The organism is Nannocystis sp. RBIL2, from assembly GCF_026626745.1.
GTDB lineage: Bacteria > Myxococcota_A > Polyangia > Nannocystales > Nannocystaceae > Nannocystis.
On record NZ_JAPNJW010000001.1, the window covers coordinates 411,358 to 428,265 of the forward strand.

Annotated in this window: 11 protein-coding genes; 7 read left to right on the forward strand and 4 right to left on the reverse strand. The window is 70.8% G+C overall.

Translation table 11 applies throughout. From position 1 onward, the window contains the following. The first annotated feature begins 178 nt into the window (after positions 1–178). Positions 179–1,747: a 3,4-dehydroadipyl-CoA semialdehyde dehydrogenase gene (locus OV090_RS01625; RefSeq protein WP_267701670.1), complete on the forward strand. Its 1,569-nt coding sequence runs from the start codon at positions 179–181 to the stop codon at positions 1,745–1,747. Between the two features lie 34 nt (positions 1,748–1,781). Beyond that, a complete protein-coding gene (locus OV090_RS01630) occupies positions 1,782–2,015 on the forward strand; it encodes a hypothetical protein (protein ID WP_267701671.1) in 234 nt (77 codons plus the stop codon). A gap of 216 nt (positions 2,016–2,231) precedes the next feature. On the opposite strand, the gene OV090_RS01635 is transcribed toward OV090_RS01630, so the two are convergent. The 3 genes from OV090_RS01635 to glgX form a co-directional block, all read right to left on the reverse strand. Further along, on the reverse strand, positions 2,232–3,623 hold the full coding sequence (locus OV090_RS01635) for an alpha/beta hydrolase-fold protein (RefSeq protein ID WP_267701672.1): 1,392 nt from the start codon (positions 3,621–3,623) through the stop codon (positions 2,232–2,234). Between the two features lie 89 nt (positions 3,624–3,712). Continuing rightward, entirely contained in the window at positions 3,713–6,298 is a 2,586-nt protein-coding gene (glgB, locus tag OV090_RS01640) for a 1,4-alpha-glucan branching protein GlgB (RefSeq protein WP_267701673.1), read from the reverse strand. Positions 6,299–6,684: 386 nt separating this feature from the next. Continuing rightward, a complete protein-coding gene (glgX, locus tag OV090_RS01645) occupies positions 6,685–8,832 on the reverse strand; it encodes a glycogen debranching protein GlgX (RefSeq protein WP_267701674.1) in 2,148 nt (715 codons plus the stop codon). Positions 8,833–9,021: 189 nt separating this feature from the next. Between glgX and malQ the strand changes: the two genes are divergently transcribed. The 3 genes from malQ (at position 9,022) to OV090_RS01660 (ending at position 13,122) form a co-directional block, all read left to right on the forward strand. Beyond that, complete coding sequence (malQ, locus tag OV090_RS01650) at positions 9,022–10,650, forward strand: 4-alpha-glucanotransferase (RefSeq protein ID WP_267701675.1); 1,629 nt, start codon at positions 9,022–9,024, stop codon at positions 10,648–10,650. 68 nt (positions 10,651–10,718) lie between these two features. Next, positions 10,719–11,777 carry a DUF6263 family protein gene (locus OV090_RS01655; protein ID WP_267701676.1) on the forward strand — a complete coding sequence of 353 codons (1,059 nt, stop codon included), beginning with the start codon at positions 10,719–10,721 and terminating at the stop codon, positions 11,775–11,777. A gap of 400 nt (positions 11,778–12,177) precedes the next feature. Further along, positions 12,178–13,122, forward strand: coding sequence for a ribulose phosphate epimerase (locus tag OV090_RS01660; RefSeq protein ID WP_267701677.1), 945 nt, complete (start codon positions 12,178–12,180; stop codon positions 13,120–13,122). A gap of 63 nt (positions 13,123–13,185) precedes the next feature. Here the strand turns inward: OV090_RS01660 and OV090_RS01665 are convergent, their stop codons facing one another. Beyond that, entirely contained in the window at positions 13,186–13,620 is a 435-nt protein-coding gene (locus OV090_RS01665) for an MAPEG family protein (RefSeq protein WP_267701678.1), read from the reverse strand. 206 nt (positions 13,621–13,826) lie between these two features. On the opposite strand from OV090_RS01665, the gene OV090_RS01670 reads away from it, so the two are divergent. Both OV090_RS01670 and OV090_RS01675 read left to right on the forward strand, forming a co-directional pair. Continuing rightward, positions 13,827–15,626 carry a bifunctional UDP-sugar hydrolase/5'-nucleotidase gene (locus OV090_RS01670; protein ID WP_267701679.1) on the forward strand — a complete coding sequence of 600 codons (1,800 nt, stop codon included), beginning with the start codon at positions 13,827–13,829 and terminating at the stop codon, positions 15,624–15,626. A gap of 16 nt (positions 15,627–15,642) precedes the next feature. Beyond that, positions 15,643–16,737, forward strand: a complete 1,095-nt coding sequence (locus OV090_RS01675) for a hypothetical protein (protein WP_267701680.1) — start codon at positions 15,643–15,645, stop codon at positions 16,735–16,737. Positions 16,738–16,908: the final 171 nt, after the last annotated feature.

The window sequence follows — 16,908 nt, forward strand, 5'->3', positions numbered from 1 at the left end:
AGCGCGCCGGCCTCGCCGGAATTCCGGACCACCCGGCGAGCGCGCCCGTGCAGCGGTGATTCGCGGCTTCGTCGGGGCTCGTGCCGCATGGCTCGCCTCACTCGCGCGCAGGCGTGATCGAACGCGCCGCCCGCCGGCTTGTCGGTCGGGCGCGGCTCGGCGTACCGTCTGCGCCTCTATGCGCGTGATCGAGAGCTTCCTGAACGGCGCCTGGCAGTCCGCGGACGGTCCCAGGACCTCGCTCGTCAACCCTGCGACCGAAGAGGTCCTGGCCGAAGCAGCCTCGGCGCGCGGCCTCGCCGACGCCGTCCGCCACGCCCGCGAGGTCGGCGGACCTGCCCTTCGAGCCATGTCCTTCCGGCAACGCGGCGCCCTCCTGCAGGCCATCGCCAAGCTCCTGCACGCGCACCGCGAGGAGCTGCTCGACCTCGCGGTCGTCAGCGGCGGCAACACCCGCGGCGACGCCAAGTTCGACGTCGACGGCGGCCTCGGCGTCCTCGCCGCCTACGCCGAGCTGGCCGAGAGCCTGCCGGACGCGCCGTGGCTGGTCGAGGGCGAGCCCGCCGTGGTCGTGCGCACCAGCAAGGTCCGCGTGCAGCACCTGCTGCAGCCGCGCCACGGCGTCGCGGTCCATATCAACGCCTTCAACTTCCCGGCCTGGGGCATGCTCGGCAAGGCCGCGGTCGCCTGGCTGGCCGGCATGCCCGTGCTGTCGAAGCCGGCCACCAGCACCAGCCTGCTGGCCCACCGGATCGCCGAGCTCGTCGTCGGCGCGAACATCCTCCCGCCGGGCGCCTTCCAGATCCTCATCGGCTCCGTCGGCGACCTGCTCGACCACCTCGGCCCGCAGGACGTCGTCGCCTTCACCGGCTCGGCCGACACCGGCGCCAAGATCCGCGGCCACCGCAACGTCCTCGCCCACGGCGTGCGCGTCAACGTCGAGGCCGACAGCCTCAACTCCGTCGTCCTCGGCCCCGACGTGCAGGAGGGCAGCGAGCTGTGGGACCTGGTCGTCCGCGACGCGCTCACCGAGCTGACCCAAAAGACAGGTCAGAAGTGCACCGCCACGCGGCGGATCCTCGTCCCCGAGGCCGCCCTGCCCGCGCTGCGCGACGCCCTCGAGGGGCGCCTCGGCGAGCGCGCCGCGCAGACCGGCAACCCGCTGAGCAAGAATGTCAAGATGGGCCCGCTGTCGACCGCGCAGCAGCTCGCCGACGCCCGCGCCGGCGTCGCTGCTCTGAGCGAGCGCGCCCGCATCGTCCGCGGCGATCCGCAGCGCGGCGAGTTCGTCGACGTGCCGGCCGGCAAGGGCTTCTTCCTCGAGCCGATCCTGCTCGAGGCCGACGCCGCCTCGGTGCTCGATCGCAGCGCGGTGTTCCACCGCGTCGAGGTGTTCGCGCCCGTCGCCACCCTCCTGCCCTACGACGGCAGCGTCGCCCAGGCCGCGGCGATCATCGGCTTCGGCGGCGGCAGCCTGGTGAGCACCGTCTACAGCGACGACCGCGAGTACGTCGCCCGCGCCGTCGCCGAGCTCGGGCCGCAGCTCGGGCGCCTCGTGCTGTCCGACGAGAAGGGCGCCGGCGGCTCGTTCAGCCCCGGCGGCGTGTTCCCGCAGGCGCAGCACGGCGGCCCCGGCCGCGCCGGCGGCGGCGCCGAGCTCGGCGGTCGCCTCGGCCTCGAGCTCTACATGCAGCGCACCGCCGTGCAGGGCGGCGCGAGCCAGCTCGCGCGCCTGTTCGGCGGCTGACGCCACGCCCCCCGCCGCGCTATCCTGGGCCGACATGCCGATCCTGTTCGCGCTGGTCGTGCTCGTCGCGGTGCTCGGGGGCGTCGCCTACGCCGGCTTCGCCCGCTTCCTCGAGCACCGCGAGCGCATGGCCGCGCTCGAGGCCCAGCGCCCGCGCGTCATCCTCGCCCTCCCCCCCGGCGACAACCGCGACACCGACCAGCTGACCGAAGAGATCCTCGCCGCCTGCCGCCAGAAGGGCGTCGACGTCGACCTCGACCTGCGCTGATTCGGCTGTTTGAACGGACATGTCCGGCAGGACATGCTCGTCCGGACCGGCTCGAACGGACCTTTCCATCCAGACACGCTCTGACGCGCCTGTCGAGCTCGAGGACCTCTCGCCCCTCCGCGCTCGGAAGCGTGCTGTACCGGGCGCCCACGGCGGACTGGCTGGTGCTCGTGGACTTCGACCGCCGCGCTTAGAGCGGCGCCTTCGCGGCCCGCCTCACAGCCCCGCGAAGATCTGCATCGGCACCCCGACGCGCGCCGCCCACTCGGCCTCGTTGTGCATCGCCCCCGGCGCGTGCACGTAAAACAGGTCGACCTCGGGCGTGTAGCCGATCGACTGCAGGATCGCGTACAGCTGCGCGTTCTCGCAATAATTGTCGAACGAGTCAGGCGCGTCGTCCTCGATCCCGTCCTGATCGGCGTCGATGCACGAGCCCTCGCCGCCGCTGTCGATGTAGATCGTGAAGTCGCGCTTGCCTGCCGCCTGGTACGTCTCGAGGATCGTCTCGTTGTGCAGCTCGAGCGAGCCCCAGCCGACCGTGCCCGACAGGCTGATCGCCATGTCGTAGCGGTCCGGGTACAGGTCGGCGATCACCAGGCTGATGAGCCCCCCGAGCGACGAGCCCATCGTCCCCACCACCGCTGCGGGATCGTACGCCGCCTCCATGCGCGGCCGGATCACCATTTCGACCAGCTCCGCGTAGAGCTCCCCGTCGCCGCCGATCGGCTGGCCGTCGAGCTCGTCGGGCACCTGCGTGTACTCGTCCATGCGCGCCGGAGTGTTCGTGATCCCGACGACCAGCATGTTCGGCGGCGCGCTCGTCGTCAGCTGCCAGCCGCCGAAGAAGGCCGTCGGGTCGAACAGGTTCTGCCCGTCGTGGACGTACAGCGCGTGGGTGAACTCCCCGTCTTGCGGCACCAGCACCTCGAGGTCGCGCGGCAAGAGCCCCAGGTCCGCGTCTTCGATCGCGTACCAGCGCTCGAGGTGGGCCGCGCTCGCGCGCACCAGCGAGAACACCCCGAATTCGTCGTAGCCGTGGCGACGTCCGTACGGGTCGGCGATCCACTGCATCGAGTCCGGCTCGTGGAATTTATAAAGGCTGCCGTCGGGCGCCGCGATCTCTTCTTCGATCCACCACAGCGACCCGGCCTGGCTCATCGGCGCCGGCGCCCACTCGTTGTGGTCGCCGGCCAGGGTCCATGCCCCCTGTCCGCAGAGACAGGCGAACAGGTAGCCGCCCGACTCCGTCTCCACCGGTAAGCCGCCGCGATCGGCGATCGTGCGCATCGCCTCCTCGGCCTCGACCTCGCCGGCGATCGCCTTGCGCAGCAGCGCCTCGTCCTCCGACAGCTCGGGCCCGCCGGTGGTCGACTCGGTCGCGGACGTCTCCGCGTCCGTCGCGGCCGTGGTCGTCGCCTCACCCGTCGTGGTCGTCTCCGGATCCGTCCCGGTCGTCGTCGGCGTCGCTTCGGTGCCGGTAAAGCTCTCGCCGAACGACGTCGACGGGTTCGCCGCCGTCATCGCCTCGCTGTCGGTCTCACCGCCCTCGTCGGGCTGACAGGCGAGGACCACTGCGACGAGCGGGAGGCAACAAGGGGCGGCGCGCATGGCCGCGAACCATACGACAGCAACGTCCCGCGTGCGACTCTGTAACGCGGTTACGAACATGTCCTCCAGGACATGTTCTACCGCCGCTCTCAGCTCGCCGTCGCGCCCTCGCGGGCCGCCTCGGCCTCGGCCGCCAGCGACTCGCGCAGCTCGAGCGCCGCCGCGTCGTACGCCTTCACCTCCGGCCCGCGGTACACCAGGGCAGTCAGCGGCGGCAGGTCCAGCGTCGCCGCGCACGGCAGCGCGCCGCCGGCCGAGTGGTCCGCGATCAGGCGCTCCGGCCCGTCGTGACCCGCCCCGCCGAACTGCGCCTCGTCCGACGACAGCATGCGCACCCATTCGCCGGGCGCCTCGAACGGGATCGTGTAGTTCGTCCACGTCATCGGCGTGAAGTTGAGGATCACCAAAATCACCGCCCCCTGACGCGGGCGGCGGAGGAACGCCAGAGTGCTGCGCTTGTAGTCGTCGACGACCGCCCAGCGGAAGCCGAGCGGGTCGTGGTCGAGCTCGTACAGGGCCGGCTCGGCGCGCAGCAGGTGGCCGAGGCGGCCGACCCACTTCATCAGCCCCGCGTGCTCGGCCTCCGCGAGCAGGCCCCAGTCGAGCTGCCCGTCGTGGTTCCACTCGCGCACCTGGGCGAACTCGTCGCCCATGAACAGCAGCTTCTTGCCCGGCAGCCCGAACATGTACGCGTACAGCAGGCGCAGGTTGGCCAGCCGGGCCGCCCCGCCGCCTGTCCCCGGGGACATCTTGCGGACCAGCGAGCCCTTGCCGTGGACCACCTCGTCGTGCGACAGCGGCAGCATGAACCGCTCCGAGTAGGCGTACATCATGCGGAACGTGACGTCGCGGTGGTGCTGCGCGCGCGTCACCGGGTCGCGCCCGAAGTAGCGCAGCGTGTCGTGCATCCAGCCCATGTCCCACTTGAAGTCGAACCCGAGCCCGCCGTCCTCGACCTTGTGCGACACCCCCGGCCAGGCCGTCGACTCTTCCGCGATCACGATCGCCCCTGGCACCTCGCTGTGGATCGCCTGGTTGAGCGCGCGCAGGAACTCGATCGCCTCGAGGTTCTCGCGCCCGCCGAGGTGGTTCGGCAGCCACTGGCCCTCCTTGCGCGAGTAGTCGAGGTACAGCATCGACGCCACCGCGTCGACCCGCAGGCCGTCGATGTGGAACGCGTGCAACCACATCAGCGCCGAGCTGAGCAAAAAGCTCCGGACCTCGTGGCGCGCGAGGTTGAAGATCATCGTGTTCCAGTCGGGGTGGACCCCGCGGCGCGGATCGGCGTGCTCGTACAGGTGCGTGCCGTCGAAGTGGACCAGGCCGTGCCCGTCGTTGGGGAAGTGGGCCGGCACCCAGTCGAGGATCACGCCGATGTTCGCCTGATGCAGCGCGTCGATCAGCGCCATCAGCTCCTGCGGCTCGCCGTAGCGGCGCGTCGGCGCGAAGTAGCCGGTCGCCTGATAGCCCCACGAGCCGTAGAACGGGTGCTCCGTCAGCGGCATCAGCTCGACGTGGGTGAAGCCGAGCGCGCGCACGTGGGCGATCAGCTTCGGCGCGACTGCCCGATAGGACAGGTGCTCGCCGCCCGGCCCGCGCATCCAGGAGCCGAGGTGGACCTCGTAGATCGCCATCGGCGCCGTCGGCCCTTGCCGCTCGGCCCGGCGCGCCAGCCAGGTCGCGTCGCCCCACTCGTACGCGTGGTCCCACACCACCGAGGCCGTCGCCGGCGGCGTCTCGCTCATCAGCGCGTGCGGGTCGGCCTTGTCGTACAAGGCCCCGTCGGCGCCGACGATGCGGAACTTGTAGAGCATGCCGCGCCGCGCCGCCGGCACGAACCCGGTCCACACCCCGCCGCGCGCCGCGTGCAGCGGGTCGCGCGCGGCGTCCCACGCGTTCCACTCGCCGATCACGCTGATCGAGCGCGCGTTCGGGGCCCACACCGAGAAGTGGGCCCCCTCGCCGCCCGCGACCAGCCGCGCGCCCATGCGCTCCCACAGCCGCAGGTGCGTGCCCTCGCCCAGCAGGTGATAATCGAGGTCGCCCAGCGGGCTCGCCGGCTCCACCGAAACAGCTGTCTCTTGCGACATGTCTTGAATCGCCTGACCTTCCGTACCGGGCCTTTCGAGCATGTCCTGAAGTTCTCCTGCCGGCGCCCCGGGCACGAGCGTCGCGCTCGCCAGCGCGTCGCGCTCGAGCAGCGCGGCCTCCACGGACACCGCCTCCGCGGCGGCCTCGGTCGCCTCGACCTCCGGCACGCCCGACTCCGCCAGCCCGCCGGCCTCGACCTTCGCCGGGCGTTCGCCCGCCTCGCCGGTCGCCTCACGCTCGCGGATGGCCTCCTCCACCGACGCCGCGTCCGCGCCGGCTTCGGCCGCCTCGATCGCCTGCACGCTCGCCTCGCCGGCCTCGACCGGCGCCGGGGTTCCGTGCGCCTCGCCGGTCGCGCCCGCCTCGTGCTCGCGGATGGCCGCCTGCATCGACTCGGCGTCGGCGACCGCCTCGGCCACCTCGATCTCCGGCACGCTCGCCTCGCCGGCCTCGACCGCCGCCGGTGCCTCTGCAGGCGCGCCGGCGTCGACCGCCCGGGTCTCGCTCGCGTCGGCCTTCGCGTCCCCGGCCTCGCCGGCCTCGTCCGCCACGCGGGTCGCGGGTCGCGTCGCGCTGCCGCGCACGGGCGCGCGAGTCTCCTCGCGGCGGCTCGGGGTGGGTTTGCGCGGCGCGGAGCGTTCGGGTTTACGAGGGCGAGGCATCCTGGCCGGCGGCTTTTACCGAGGAACCCGCGCCGTGCAAACCGCTCGCGGCCGCAGGACCCGGGAGCTGCGCGTGACCTTGCCGGGGCGCGGATACGTGGGTCTTCACGCCCCCGTGCGTGCGTCGACTCGCATCCTCGCGTGGCCTTGCGACGACGTCCGACGCATGCGGCGCAGCTTGCACCCTCGCCTTGCCGCGACCTCCGACGCACGCTTCCGCGAACACGTGCGGTCGAGGTCGGCACCTGCCGGATCGCCGTTTCGCGTCGCGGTCGTCACCCGTCGGCCACGACCGCGACACACCGTTCTCAGCTCGCGCTGCGGGGCTCGCCGTCTTCGCCGACCAGCATCAGCACCGTCATCGCTGCCGGCAGTAGCTCCAGGCTGTCCGTCGAGGCCGGCAGGATCTCCTCCTCTGCCATCGGCGACGCAGTGTCGAGCACCCGCTGCCAGCGGCCCAGCTCCCGACCCGGCAGCGCGAACTGGATCGGCAGCTCGTCCGCGTTGAGCAGCACCAGCAGCGTCGCGTCGGTCACCGGCTCGCCGTGGGCGTCGCGGATCCCCGTCCCGTCGCCGCCGAGCAGCAGCGCCAGCGCGCGGGTCGACGGCGACACCCAGTCGCCGTGGCCCATCGCCCGGCCGTCGGGGCGCAGCCACGAGATGTCGCGCAGGCGGCTGTGCGGCCCGCTCGTGCCGGAGAAGAACCGCGTGCGCCGCAGCACCGCGAAGCGCGAGCGCAGGGCCAGCGCCCGGCGGGCGAACGCCAGCAGCGCCTGTCCTTCAGGACCTGTCTCCCAGGACAGCCACGACGTCGGGTTGTCCTGGCAGTACGCGTTGTTGTTGCCGCGCTGTGTGCGGCCGAACTCGTCGCCCGCGCACAGCATCGGAACGCCCTGCGACACCGCCAGCGTCGTCAGGAAGTTGCGGACAGTGCGGCCGCGGATCGCCGCCAGGCGCGGGTCTTCGCTCGGCCCCTCGACCCCCCAGTTGCTGCTGTGCTCGTGGTTGTTGCCGTCGCGGTTGTCTTCGCCGTTGGCGTGGTTGTGCTTCACGCTGTAGGTCGTCAGATCGGCCAGGGTGAAGCCGTCGTGGCAGGCCACGTAGTTGACGCTCGCCGTCGGCCCGCGGTCGGTCGCCGAGAACAGGTCCGACGAGCCGGTCAGGCGGTAGCCCAGCTCGCCGGCCAGGCCGAGGTCGCCGCGCCAGTAGCGGCGCACCGCGTCGCGGTAGCGGCCGTTCCACTCGACCCACGGGTGCGGCGACCCGCCGAGCTGATAGCCGTGCGGGCCCACGTCCCACGGCTCCGCGATCAGCTTCAGGCGCGACAGCAGCGGGTCCTGCCCGATCGCCGCCAGGAACGGGCTGTGACGATCGACGTCGGCCCCGCGCCGCGACAGCGCCGGCGCCAGGTCGAAGCGGAACCCGTCGACGTGCATGTGCTCGGCCCAGTAGCGCAGGCTGTCGAGCACCAGCTTCAGCGTCTGCGCGTGGCGCAGGTTGAGCGTGTTGCCGCAGCCGGTGAAGTCGGCGTTGTAGCGCGGCGCCGCGGGGTCGAGCAGGTAGTACGCGCGGTTGTCGATGCCGCGCAGCGACAGCGTCGGCCCGAGGTGCCCGCCCTCGCAGGTGTGGTTGAACACCACGTCGAGGATCACCTCGATCCCGGCCGCGTGCAGCGCCTTGACCATCGCCTTGAACTCGGCGATCTGCCCACCCGGCCGCGGATCGGCGGCGTAGCGGGCCGCCGGCGCGAAGAACCCGAGAGTGCTGTAGCCCCAGTAGTTTACCAGGCCGCGGCGGCGCACCTCGGGCTCGTCGTAGATCTCGTGGACCGGCAGCAGCTCGACCGCAGTCACTCCGAGCGACTGGAGGTGCTCGACGATCGGCGGCGACGCCAGCCCCGCGTACGTCCCGCGCAGGTTGGGCGGCACCTTCGGGTGCAGCCGCGACATCCCCTTCACGTGCAGCTCGTAGATCAGCGTCTCGGTCCACGGCGTCGCCGGCCGGCGGTCGTCGCCCCAGTCGAACGCGTCGTCGGCCACCACTCCCTTGGGCGCGTCGGCGGCGTTGTCTTCGCGGTCGAACGCCAGATCGCCGGCCGGGTCACCGAGGCGGTACGCGAACAGCTCGGCCGCGTTGCCGCTCGACGCCACCGCGCGCGCGTACGGGTCGAGCACCAGCTTGTGCGGGTTGTGGCGCAGCCCCGCGTGCGGCTCGTACGGACCGTCGACGCGGTAGCCGTACAGCTGCCCCGGGCGCAGCCCCGGCACGTAGCCGTGGAAGATCCGACCTGTCCGTTCGGGCAGCTCGAGCGTCTCGCGCGGAGGTCGATGCGGCGCGTCGAACAGGCACAGGAACACCCGCGTCGCGGTCTCGGAGAACAGGGCGAAGTTCACGCCATCGGCGTCGCCGTTCGCCCCGAGCGGGTCCGGTCGGCCGGGCCAGATCACGGAGGACACAGGCCAAACGCTACAACACCCGCCGCAGCGCGCGGCGACGGACCTGCCGGCGCGCGCTCGGCGAGATCGGCGCCGATTCAGCGTTCGCCCCGGTCCATTTGCGCAGGTTCCGCTGTTGGGGCTTCGCAGCGCGAGCGCGGCCTGCTACTTGGATCGTGGCGCTCGGCCTCGCCCGGGCGCGCCGCAGCCATGCCACAAACCACCTCCTCGTCCGCCGGCCGCGTCGCCGGCGTCACCGTCCCGCTGTTCTCGCTGCGCTCCGAGCAGTCGTGGGGGATCGGCGAGATCGGCGACTTGCCCGCTTTCGCGGCCTTCATCGCCAAGGCCGGGATCTCCCTGATCCAGGTCCTCCCGCTCAACGAGATCTCCATCGGCAACACCTCGCCGTACGCCGCCCTGTCGGCGTTCGGCATCGATCCGATGTTCATCTCCCTGGGCCCGGTGGTCGACCTGCAGCACCTGAGCACCCGCGACGTCCTCGGCACCGCGGGCGTCGCCGCGCTCGCGGCCGCCAAGAAGCGCCCCACCATCGACTACGACACCGTCCGCCAGCTCAAGCGCAAGGCGCTGGTCGCCGGCCTCAAGCGCTTCGTCGATCACGAGCTCACCGCCGGCGCCGGCAAGTCGCCGCGGGCCCGCGCCTTCCTCGACTTCTGCGACGCCCAGCGCCACTGGTTGCCCGACTACGCCCTCTACCGCGCCATCAAGGACGCTCACCAGGGCGCCGCCTGGTGGCAGTGGAGCGATCCGCTGCGCGAGCGCGACCGCGCGGCCCTGCGCGCCGTCCAGGCCCGCCACGCCGAGGCCATCCTCTACTACGAGTACGTCCAGTGGCTCGCCCACGCGCAGTGGGCCGCCGCGCGCGGCGAGCTGAAGAAGCTCGGCGTCGAGCTCATGGGCGACCTCCCGTTCATGGTCGATCGCGACAGCGCCGACGTATGGGTCCACCGCGGCGAGTTCCGCATGGACATGTCGGTCGGCGTCCCTGCCGATCAGTTCGACGAGGACGGCCAGGACTGGGGCCTCCCGCCCTACCACTGGCGGATCATGGCCGAGGGCGACCCCGACTTCGCCTGGTTGCGGCGGCGGGCCGCCTACAGCGCCACGCTCTACGACCGCTTCCGCATCGATCACCTGGTCGGCTTCTACCGCACGTACATGCGGCCCTACGAGAAGCGGCGCGACGACAAGGGCAAGCTCGTGCCCGGCACCTTCGACCCGCCGACCGAGCCCGAGCAGCTCGCCCACGGCGAGAAGGTCATCGGCGCCATCATGGCCAGCGCCGGCGAGCGCGGGGCCAAGCTCATCGCCGAGGACCTCGGCTCGATCCCCGCTTACGTCGGCCCTTCGCTGCACAAGCTCGGCGCCCCCGGCTACAAGGTCCTGATCTGGGAGAAGGACGGCGACGCCTTCCGCGACCCTGCGGCCTACCCTGCCCTCTCGGTCGCCACCTTCGGCACCCACGACACCGCCCCCGTCGCGGTGTGGTGGGACGAGCTGTCCGACGCCGAGCGGGCCGAGGTCGTGAAGCTACCTGGCCTGAAGGACATGCCCGACATCGGCAAGGCCTTCACCCCGGCCGTCCACGCCGCCCTGCTCCATCTCGTCCTGAAGGCCGGCAGCGACCTCGTCCTCCTCCTCTTGCAGGACCTGCTCGGCGTGCGCGACCGGATCAACAAGCCCGCCACCCTCGGCGATCACAACTGGACCTGGCGGCTGCCGAGCCCGCTCGAGAAGCTGCGCGACGACCCCCAGGTCACCGCGGCCCTGACCCGGGTCAAGGCCGCAGTGGTCGCCAGCGGTCGGCGCATGCCCTGATTGAACGGCGGTCTCGCGCCGCGGCGGGCGGCACCGACGACTGCCGCGCTGTGGTAGCCTCGCCGCGCATGTCGCTCCGCCCCCGTCTCCGCGCCCTCTGTGTCCCGCTCGCAGCCGTCGCGCTGCACCTCTTCGGCTGTCAGCCGACCGACGGCAAGTCCGACGCCAAGCCGGCCGCCAAGACCGAGGCCGCCGCGCCCAAGACCGACGCTCCGCCGGCGCCCGTCGCCGCCGCGCCCGACGCCAAGCCGGCGACCCCGGCCGCCGCGCCCAATGCTGCGACCACCGTCGGCCAGGGTTCGGTCGTCACCCTCATCGAGGCCGGCGCCGAGCCGCGCGAGCCGCTGCGGCTCAAGCTCACCGCCGGGCAGGAGCAGGCGATGGTCATGACCATGCGCATGGGCATGGGCATGCAGATCGGCCCCAACGCGATGCCGAAGACCGACATCCCGCCGATGCAGATGACCATGAACCTCAAGGTCAGCGAGATCACCGGCGAGGGCGACATCCGCAGCGAGTTCAGCCTCGACAAGATCGAGGTCCTGCCCGACCCCAAGGTCCCCGCGGCCATGGTCGATCAGCTCAAGAGCGTCCTCGGCACCATGAACAAGATGTCGGGCACCTCGCTCGTCACCCCGCGCGGCATCGTCAAGTCGGCCGACTTCAACATGCCGCCGGACGTGAACCCGCAGATCAAGCAGACCATCGACAGCATGCGGCAGCAGATCAACCAGATGTCGGTGCCCTTCCCGGAGGAGGCGCTCGGCATCGGCGCCAAGTGGACCGTCACCCAGCAGCTCGACCAGCAGGGCATGAAGCTCGACCAGGTCGCCACCTGGGAGCTCAAGGGCCGCGACGGCAGCGTCGTCCAGCTCGCCAGCACCATCGTCCAGACCGCCGCCCCGCAGACGATCAGCGCCCCCGGCATGCCCGAAGGCGCCAAGGTCAGCCTCGATCGCCTCGACTCCACCGGCGCCGGCACCACCGAGGTCGACCTCGCCCGCGTCGCCCCGGTCAAGGGCGACATGAACATGAAGTCCTCGATCGCCATGACCACCGACGCCAACGGCGTGAAGATGCCGATGACCATGGACATGGACCTCAACCTGCAGATCAGCGGCAAGTAAGCCGCTCCTTTTGCCCTCTCGACGAACGGCGCCCCTCGCGGGCGCCGTTTTTCGTTGGGTCCGTCCAGGCCCGCGGAGCGCCATTCCGCCCCGCGCAAAGGACGCTGGTCCGGTCCACTCGCTGGCCGCTCCCGGCTCGCCGGGTAAAACTTACAATCGACACAAACAAACTTAAATTCCTTGCGTTGGTTTCGGAGGTTGTATAAGACTTATCGCAAGGATTAACTGTTTTGCAGCTTTATCACTGGCCTACCTCTCTTGCGGACGCCTGCACTTGCGCAGGCGCGCGCCGGCGAGCGGGCGGCTGCCGGCGGGGGATCCAGAGAACATGTCGCAACGTGCATGTCCATAAGGACATGTCGTTGCTCAACCGGCTCTACCGACGCGAGGAAGGTGTGCAATGAAGCGAATTTGGACGACCCTTACGGCCGCCCTGGTGTTGATGGCGTGCGAGAACAAGGATCCGCAAGATCCGACCGCCGGCGTCAACACCACGTCGTCGGGCGAAGACAGCGAGGGCGACAGCGAGACCACCACGACCCAGCCCTCGGATCCGCCGGCGACCAGCGACCCGCCGGCCACCACCGGGGAGACGGAGACCGAGACCTCCGGCGACACCGGCGACACCACGTGCAACTTCCTCGGCTGCGAGACCACCGGCGGCACGGGCATCGCCCCGGAGTGCGACAACTGGACCCAGGACTGCCCGGACGGCCAGAAATGTTCCGCCTACGCCGACGACGGCGGCACCTCGTGGAACAACCTCAAGTGCGTCCCCGTGGAGGAGAACGGCGGCGCCCCGGGCGACCCGTGCACCGTCGAGGGCAACGGCGTCAGCGGCGTCGACTCGTGCGGCAAGGGCACGATGTGCTGGAACGTCGACCCCGACACCGGCCAGGGCACCTGCGTCGGCCTCTGCACCGGCTCGCCCGACGCCACCAACTGCGCCGACCCGCAGACCACCTGCGTGATCGCCAACGAGGGCGTGCTCAACCTGTGCCTGCCCTCGTGCGACCCGCTGCTGCAGAACTGCATGGGCAACGACCTGTGCCTGCCGAACCCCGACGACGAGGGCTTCGTGTGCGTCCTCGACGCCTCCGGCGAGACCGGCGTCGCCTTCGACCCGTGCGAGTACGCCAACGCCTGCGACAAGGGCCTCGTCTGCCAGGACCCCGGCTTCGCCACCGAGTGCGACCCGGCGGCGCTCGGCTGCTGCCTGCCCTACTGCGACATCACCGAGCCCGACTGCCCCGGCGCCGGCCAGGAGTGCATCCAGTGGTACGACCCCGGCACCTCTCCTCCGGGCCTGGAGAACCTCGGCCTGTGCGGCATCCCGATGGGCTGACGCCTCTCGCTTAAACCTTACCGCGGGGACATGTCCGAAAGGCCATGTCCCCGCGGTCTGCTGTCACACTGCCGCCGCCGCCCCCAGGGTCCGCGCGACCAGCACGCCCATCCACACCAGGCAGACCGCCTGCACCGCGAACGCGGTGAAGCGCAGGTTGACCGCCGCGCCGGTGCCCGACGCCACGTGGATCACCGTCTGCGCCACGCGGGCCGCCAGGTAGGTGATCGCCAGAGTGTCCATGCGCGGCGAGCCGGCGTGGACCACCGCGCCGGTCAGCACCACCGCCGCGAACAGCGGCAGGTTCTCGACGCAGTTGAGGTGCGCTCGCATGGTCCGGCGGTAGCGGTCGGAGCCGTGGGGCACGTCGGCCGGAAACCCGCCTTCGGGCGCCGTCCCCATGGCCACGGCCAGCACGCGGGGTGTCACGATCCCGAGGACCGCGACGAGGAGGGTCCACGCCCCGAACCCGAGCAAGCAGAGCAGCGGTGTATGCATCGTCGCGATGATACCGACTCCGGCCTGTGACCTGGAGCGACGCGCGCGGCCACCGCCTGGAGCGTCCCGACTGGCGAACCGAGCAGCGTTCGGCCCGCGGCGGCCCCACGGCGGGCGGCGCCGGCGGGCATGACCTGGGCCACGGCGGCCGCAACCGGGCCCGGATTGCGCGAACGCGCGGGGCCTGTTACCTCTCGCCGGGACCCGTGCGTAACTCGCGTCTATCGATCGTCTCCGGCCTGCTCGCGAGCCTGTCGCTGGGCTCGTGCCTCTACGACTCCAACCCGCCCGACCTCACCGGTCAGGACGTCCGCCTCACGATCCTGCACACCTCGGACGTGCACTCGCGGATCCTGCCGTACGACCACGATCCTCTTTACACCGAGCAGCAGCTCGGGCTCGCCGAGGGTCGCGGGCCGTACGGCGGCGTCGCCAAGATGGCCCACATCGTCAAGCGCGAGCGGGAGCACGCCGGGCGGTCGATCTGGCTCGACTCGGGCGACCTGTTCCAGGGCGCCCCGATCTTCAACATCTTCGGCGGCGAGGCCGAGGTGCGGGCGATGTCGATGGCCGGCCTCGACGCCATGGCGCTCGGCAACCACGAGTTCGACCACGGCCCGGAGAACGTGCTCGAGCAGTTCTCGAGCTTCGGCGACTTCGATCTGCTCGCGGCCAACTACGAGTTCGAGGACGACGCCAAGCCGTTCGCCACCAAGTTCGACATCATCGTCAAGCCGTTCGTCATCTACAACGTCGACGGCCTCAAGCTCGGCATCATCGGCATGGGCAACCTGAGCTCGATGAACAGCCTCGAGGACGGCACCAACAACCTGGGGATCCTGCCCAAGGAGACCCTGCAGACCGTCCAGTTCTACACCAACTTCCTGCGCGAGTCGGTCGACCTGGTGGTCCTGCTCGACCACCTCGGCCTCACCGAGGACGAGGTGCTGGCGCGCAACATCTGTGGCCTCGACCTGATCCTCGGCGGCCACCACCACATCGCCCTCAGCCCGCCCAAGCTCATCGACTACAACCCCGACGCCCAGTACATCTCGGCCCGGCCCGACATGGACGCCGAGGTCGTGACGGTCGACAGCGAGGGCGAGGAGGACGACCCGGAGGCCGGCGCCGACCCTGACGGCACCGACCCGCCGCGCGGCATCGGCGAGTGCAAGCCGGAGCACCGGCGCCAGACCCTGCTGGCCCACCCGAACGCCTTCGCCAAGTTCGTCGCCCGGCTCGACATCGTCGTCCGCGACAAGCGCATCACCTCGCACAAGTTCAAGCTGTTCCCGATCGACACCACCGTCCCGGAGGACCCCGAGACCCGCGAGGTCCTGCAGGAGTACCTCAACGAGATGCAGCAGACCCTGCTGCTCGACCGCGTGATCACCACCGCGACCGAGCCGCTGCGGCGCTTCGGCAACACCGGCGGCGACAGCATGCTCGGCAACCTGGTCGCCGAGGCGATGCAGTACCGCCGCTACATCGAGACCGAGTTCTGCGTCACCAACTCGCTCGGCATCCGCACCGACATCCTCGCCGGCCCGATCACGTACGAGCAGATGTACAACGTGATGCCGTTCGAGAACACGATCACGACGATGATCCTGAGCGGCCTCGAGGTGCAGGAGCTGCTCGACTTCGCCACGCGGTCGAGCGCCGAGCGCGGCTGCAACTCGCAGATCCAGGTCTCCGGCATCAGCTTCACGATGAACTGCCGCACCGGCAAGGCCGAGGACATCCACGTCAACGGCGAGCCGCTCGAGGCCGCCCGCGCCTACGACATGTGCACCAACGATTACATGGCGTGGGGCGGCAGCGGCTTCCGCATGCTCAAGCGCAACACCACCAAGGTGAACACCGGCATCCCGATCCGCGAGGCGATGATCCAGTACATGCGCGACATCCCGCAGCTGCCCGCCTGCTACGACGCGAACACGCCGCTCGACCTGTGCAAGTCCGGGTACGCGGTGCCCGACGGCCGGATCGTCACCAAGTACTAGGAACGAGGACGCCGCCATGAACTCGAAGCACCCCGTCCTCGCCCTCGCCCTCGTCCTCGCCGGCGGCTCCGCCTGCGTGCAGGAGATCGACAAGAGCACCGGCAAGGTCGCGCCGCTCACCTTCAAGGTCGAGATCGAGGGCGAGGCCGGCACCGAGAAGAACCCGCTGCCCTACAGCAGCACCGGCCGGCAGTTCGTCCTCGACGTCCGCGCCGTCGACGACGCCGGCGAGCCGGCCACCTGGTTCTCGGGACAGGTCTACCTCGACGTCGCCCCGCGCGGGCGGCTCGCGCAGGGCCAGGCGAACACCATCACGATCAAGGACGGCCAGGCGATCGGCGTCCCGGTCGAGGTCGTGCGGGCCCACGGCGCCACCAACATCTGGGTCGAGGATCGCGGCAGCGAGGAGGCCCCCGGCAGCTACGCCACCGGCCTGTCGCCGACGATCCACGTCGCCCACCCGACGCTGCGGGAGATCAACGAGACCGACATCCCCGCCAGCTCGCCGCTCGACGGCGACTTCGTCAAGGTCAACGCCGAGGGCCGCACGCTCGTGGTCACCGGCATCGCCGTCGACGGCTTCTACCTGACCGACCTGTCCGACATGACGGCCGGCTTCAACGCCATCTTCGCCCACACCCACTCGCGGCCGAAGGGCATCGAGCAGGGCTCGGTGATCGAGGAGATCATCGGCACCGTGGTCGAATTCTACGGCTTTACCGAGCTCGGCTTTCCGACCTATCGGGTCGGCGGCAAGCTGTCCAACCTGGTGCCGTTCGAAATCACCGGCGATCTCGTCGACGACGATCAGGCGATGGAGAAGCTCGAGAGCCGCCTGGTCGAGGTGCGGGACGTCACGGTGTGTCCGCTCGGTGACGGCTACGCGACGTTCGGCCAGTGGGTGGTGCTCGTCGACCCTGCCGGCAACTGCAACAACGGCAACGGCGGCGTGAACGTGGTGAGCGCCCTCAGCGCGACGGGGTTCGACCCGGCCGACCACGTCGGCGGCAAGCTGCACATCGTCGGCGACCTGCGTTACCACGCCGCCGCGCGACCGTCCTGGCTGCTCTACACCCGCAACGACGACGACATCGAGGTCGTCTCCGAATAGCGACAGGCCGCGTCTGGGCGACCGTGGCTGGTGGACCGCGGCGGCGCCCGCGTGCTGCGCCGGCGTCGGTCCGACGACGCTTGGTTGTCGACCGCGTCACAGCGTTCGCTGGGGGATCGCCTCACACGGGGGCTCTGGGACCGGCCCTCGCTTGCTGCGATCACGGGGGCC

Excerpts from the sequence above, each read along its gene's own strand:
- OV090_RS01625 (WP_267701670.1), top strand. The coding sequence starts at position 179 with ATGCGCGTGATCGAGAGCTTCCTGAACGGCGCCTGGCAGTCCGCGGAC.
- OV090_RS01630 (WP_267701671.1), top strand. The coding sequence starts at position 1,782 with ATGCCGATCCTGTTCGCGCTGGTCGTGCTCGTCGCGGTGCTCGGGGGC.
- OV090_RS01635 (WP_267701672.1), bottom strand. The coding sequence starts at position 3,623 with ATGCGCGCCGCCCCTTGTTGCCTCCCGCTCGTCGCAGTGGTCCTCGCC.
- malQ (WP_267701675.1), top strand. The coding sequence starts at position 9,022 with ATGCCACAAACCACCTCCTCGTCCGCCGGCCGCGTCGCCGGCGTCACC.
- OV090_RS01655 (WP_267701676.1), top strand. The coding sequence starts at position 10,719 with ATGTCGCTCCGCCCCCGTCTCCGCGCCCTCTGTGTCCCGCTCGCAGCC.
- OV090_RS01660 (WP_267701677.1), top strand. The coding sequence starts at position 12,178 with ATGAAGCGAATTTGGACGACCCTTACGGCCGCCCTGGTGTTGATGGCG.
- OV090_RS01665 (WP_267701678.1), bottom strand. The coding sequence starts at position 13,620 with ATGCATACACCGCTGCTCTGCTTGCTCGGGTTCGGGGCGTGGACCCTC.
- OV090_RS01675 (WP_267701680.1), top strand. The coding sequence starts at position 15,643 with ATGAACTCGAAGCACCCCGTCCTCGCCCTCGCCCTCGTCCTCGCCGGC.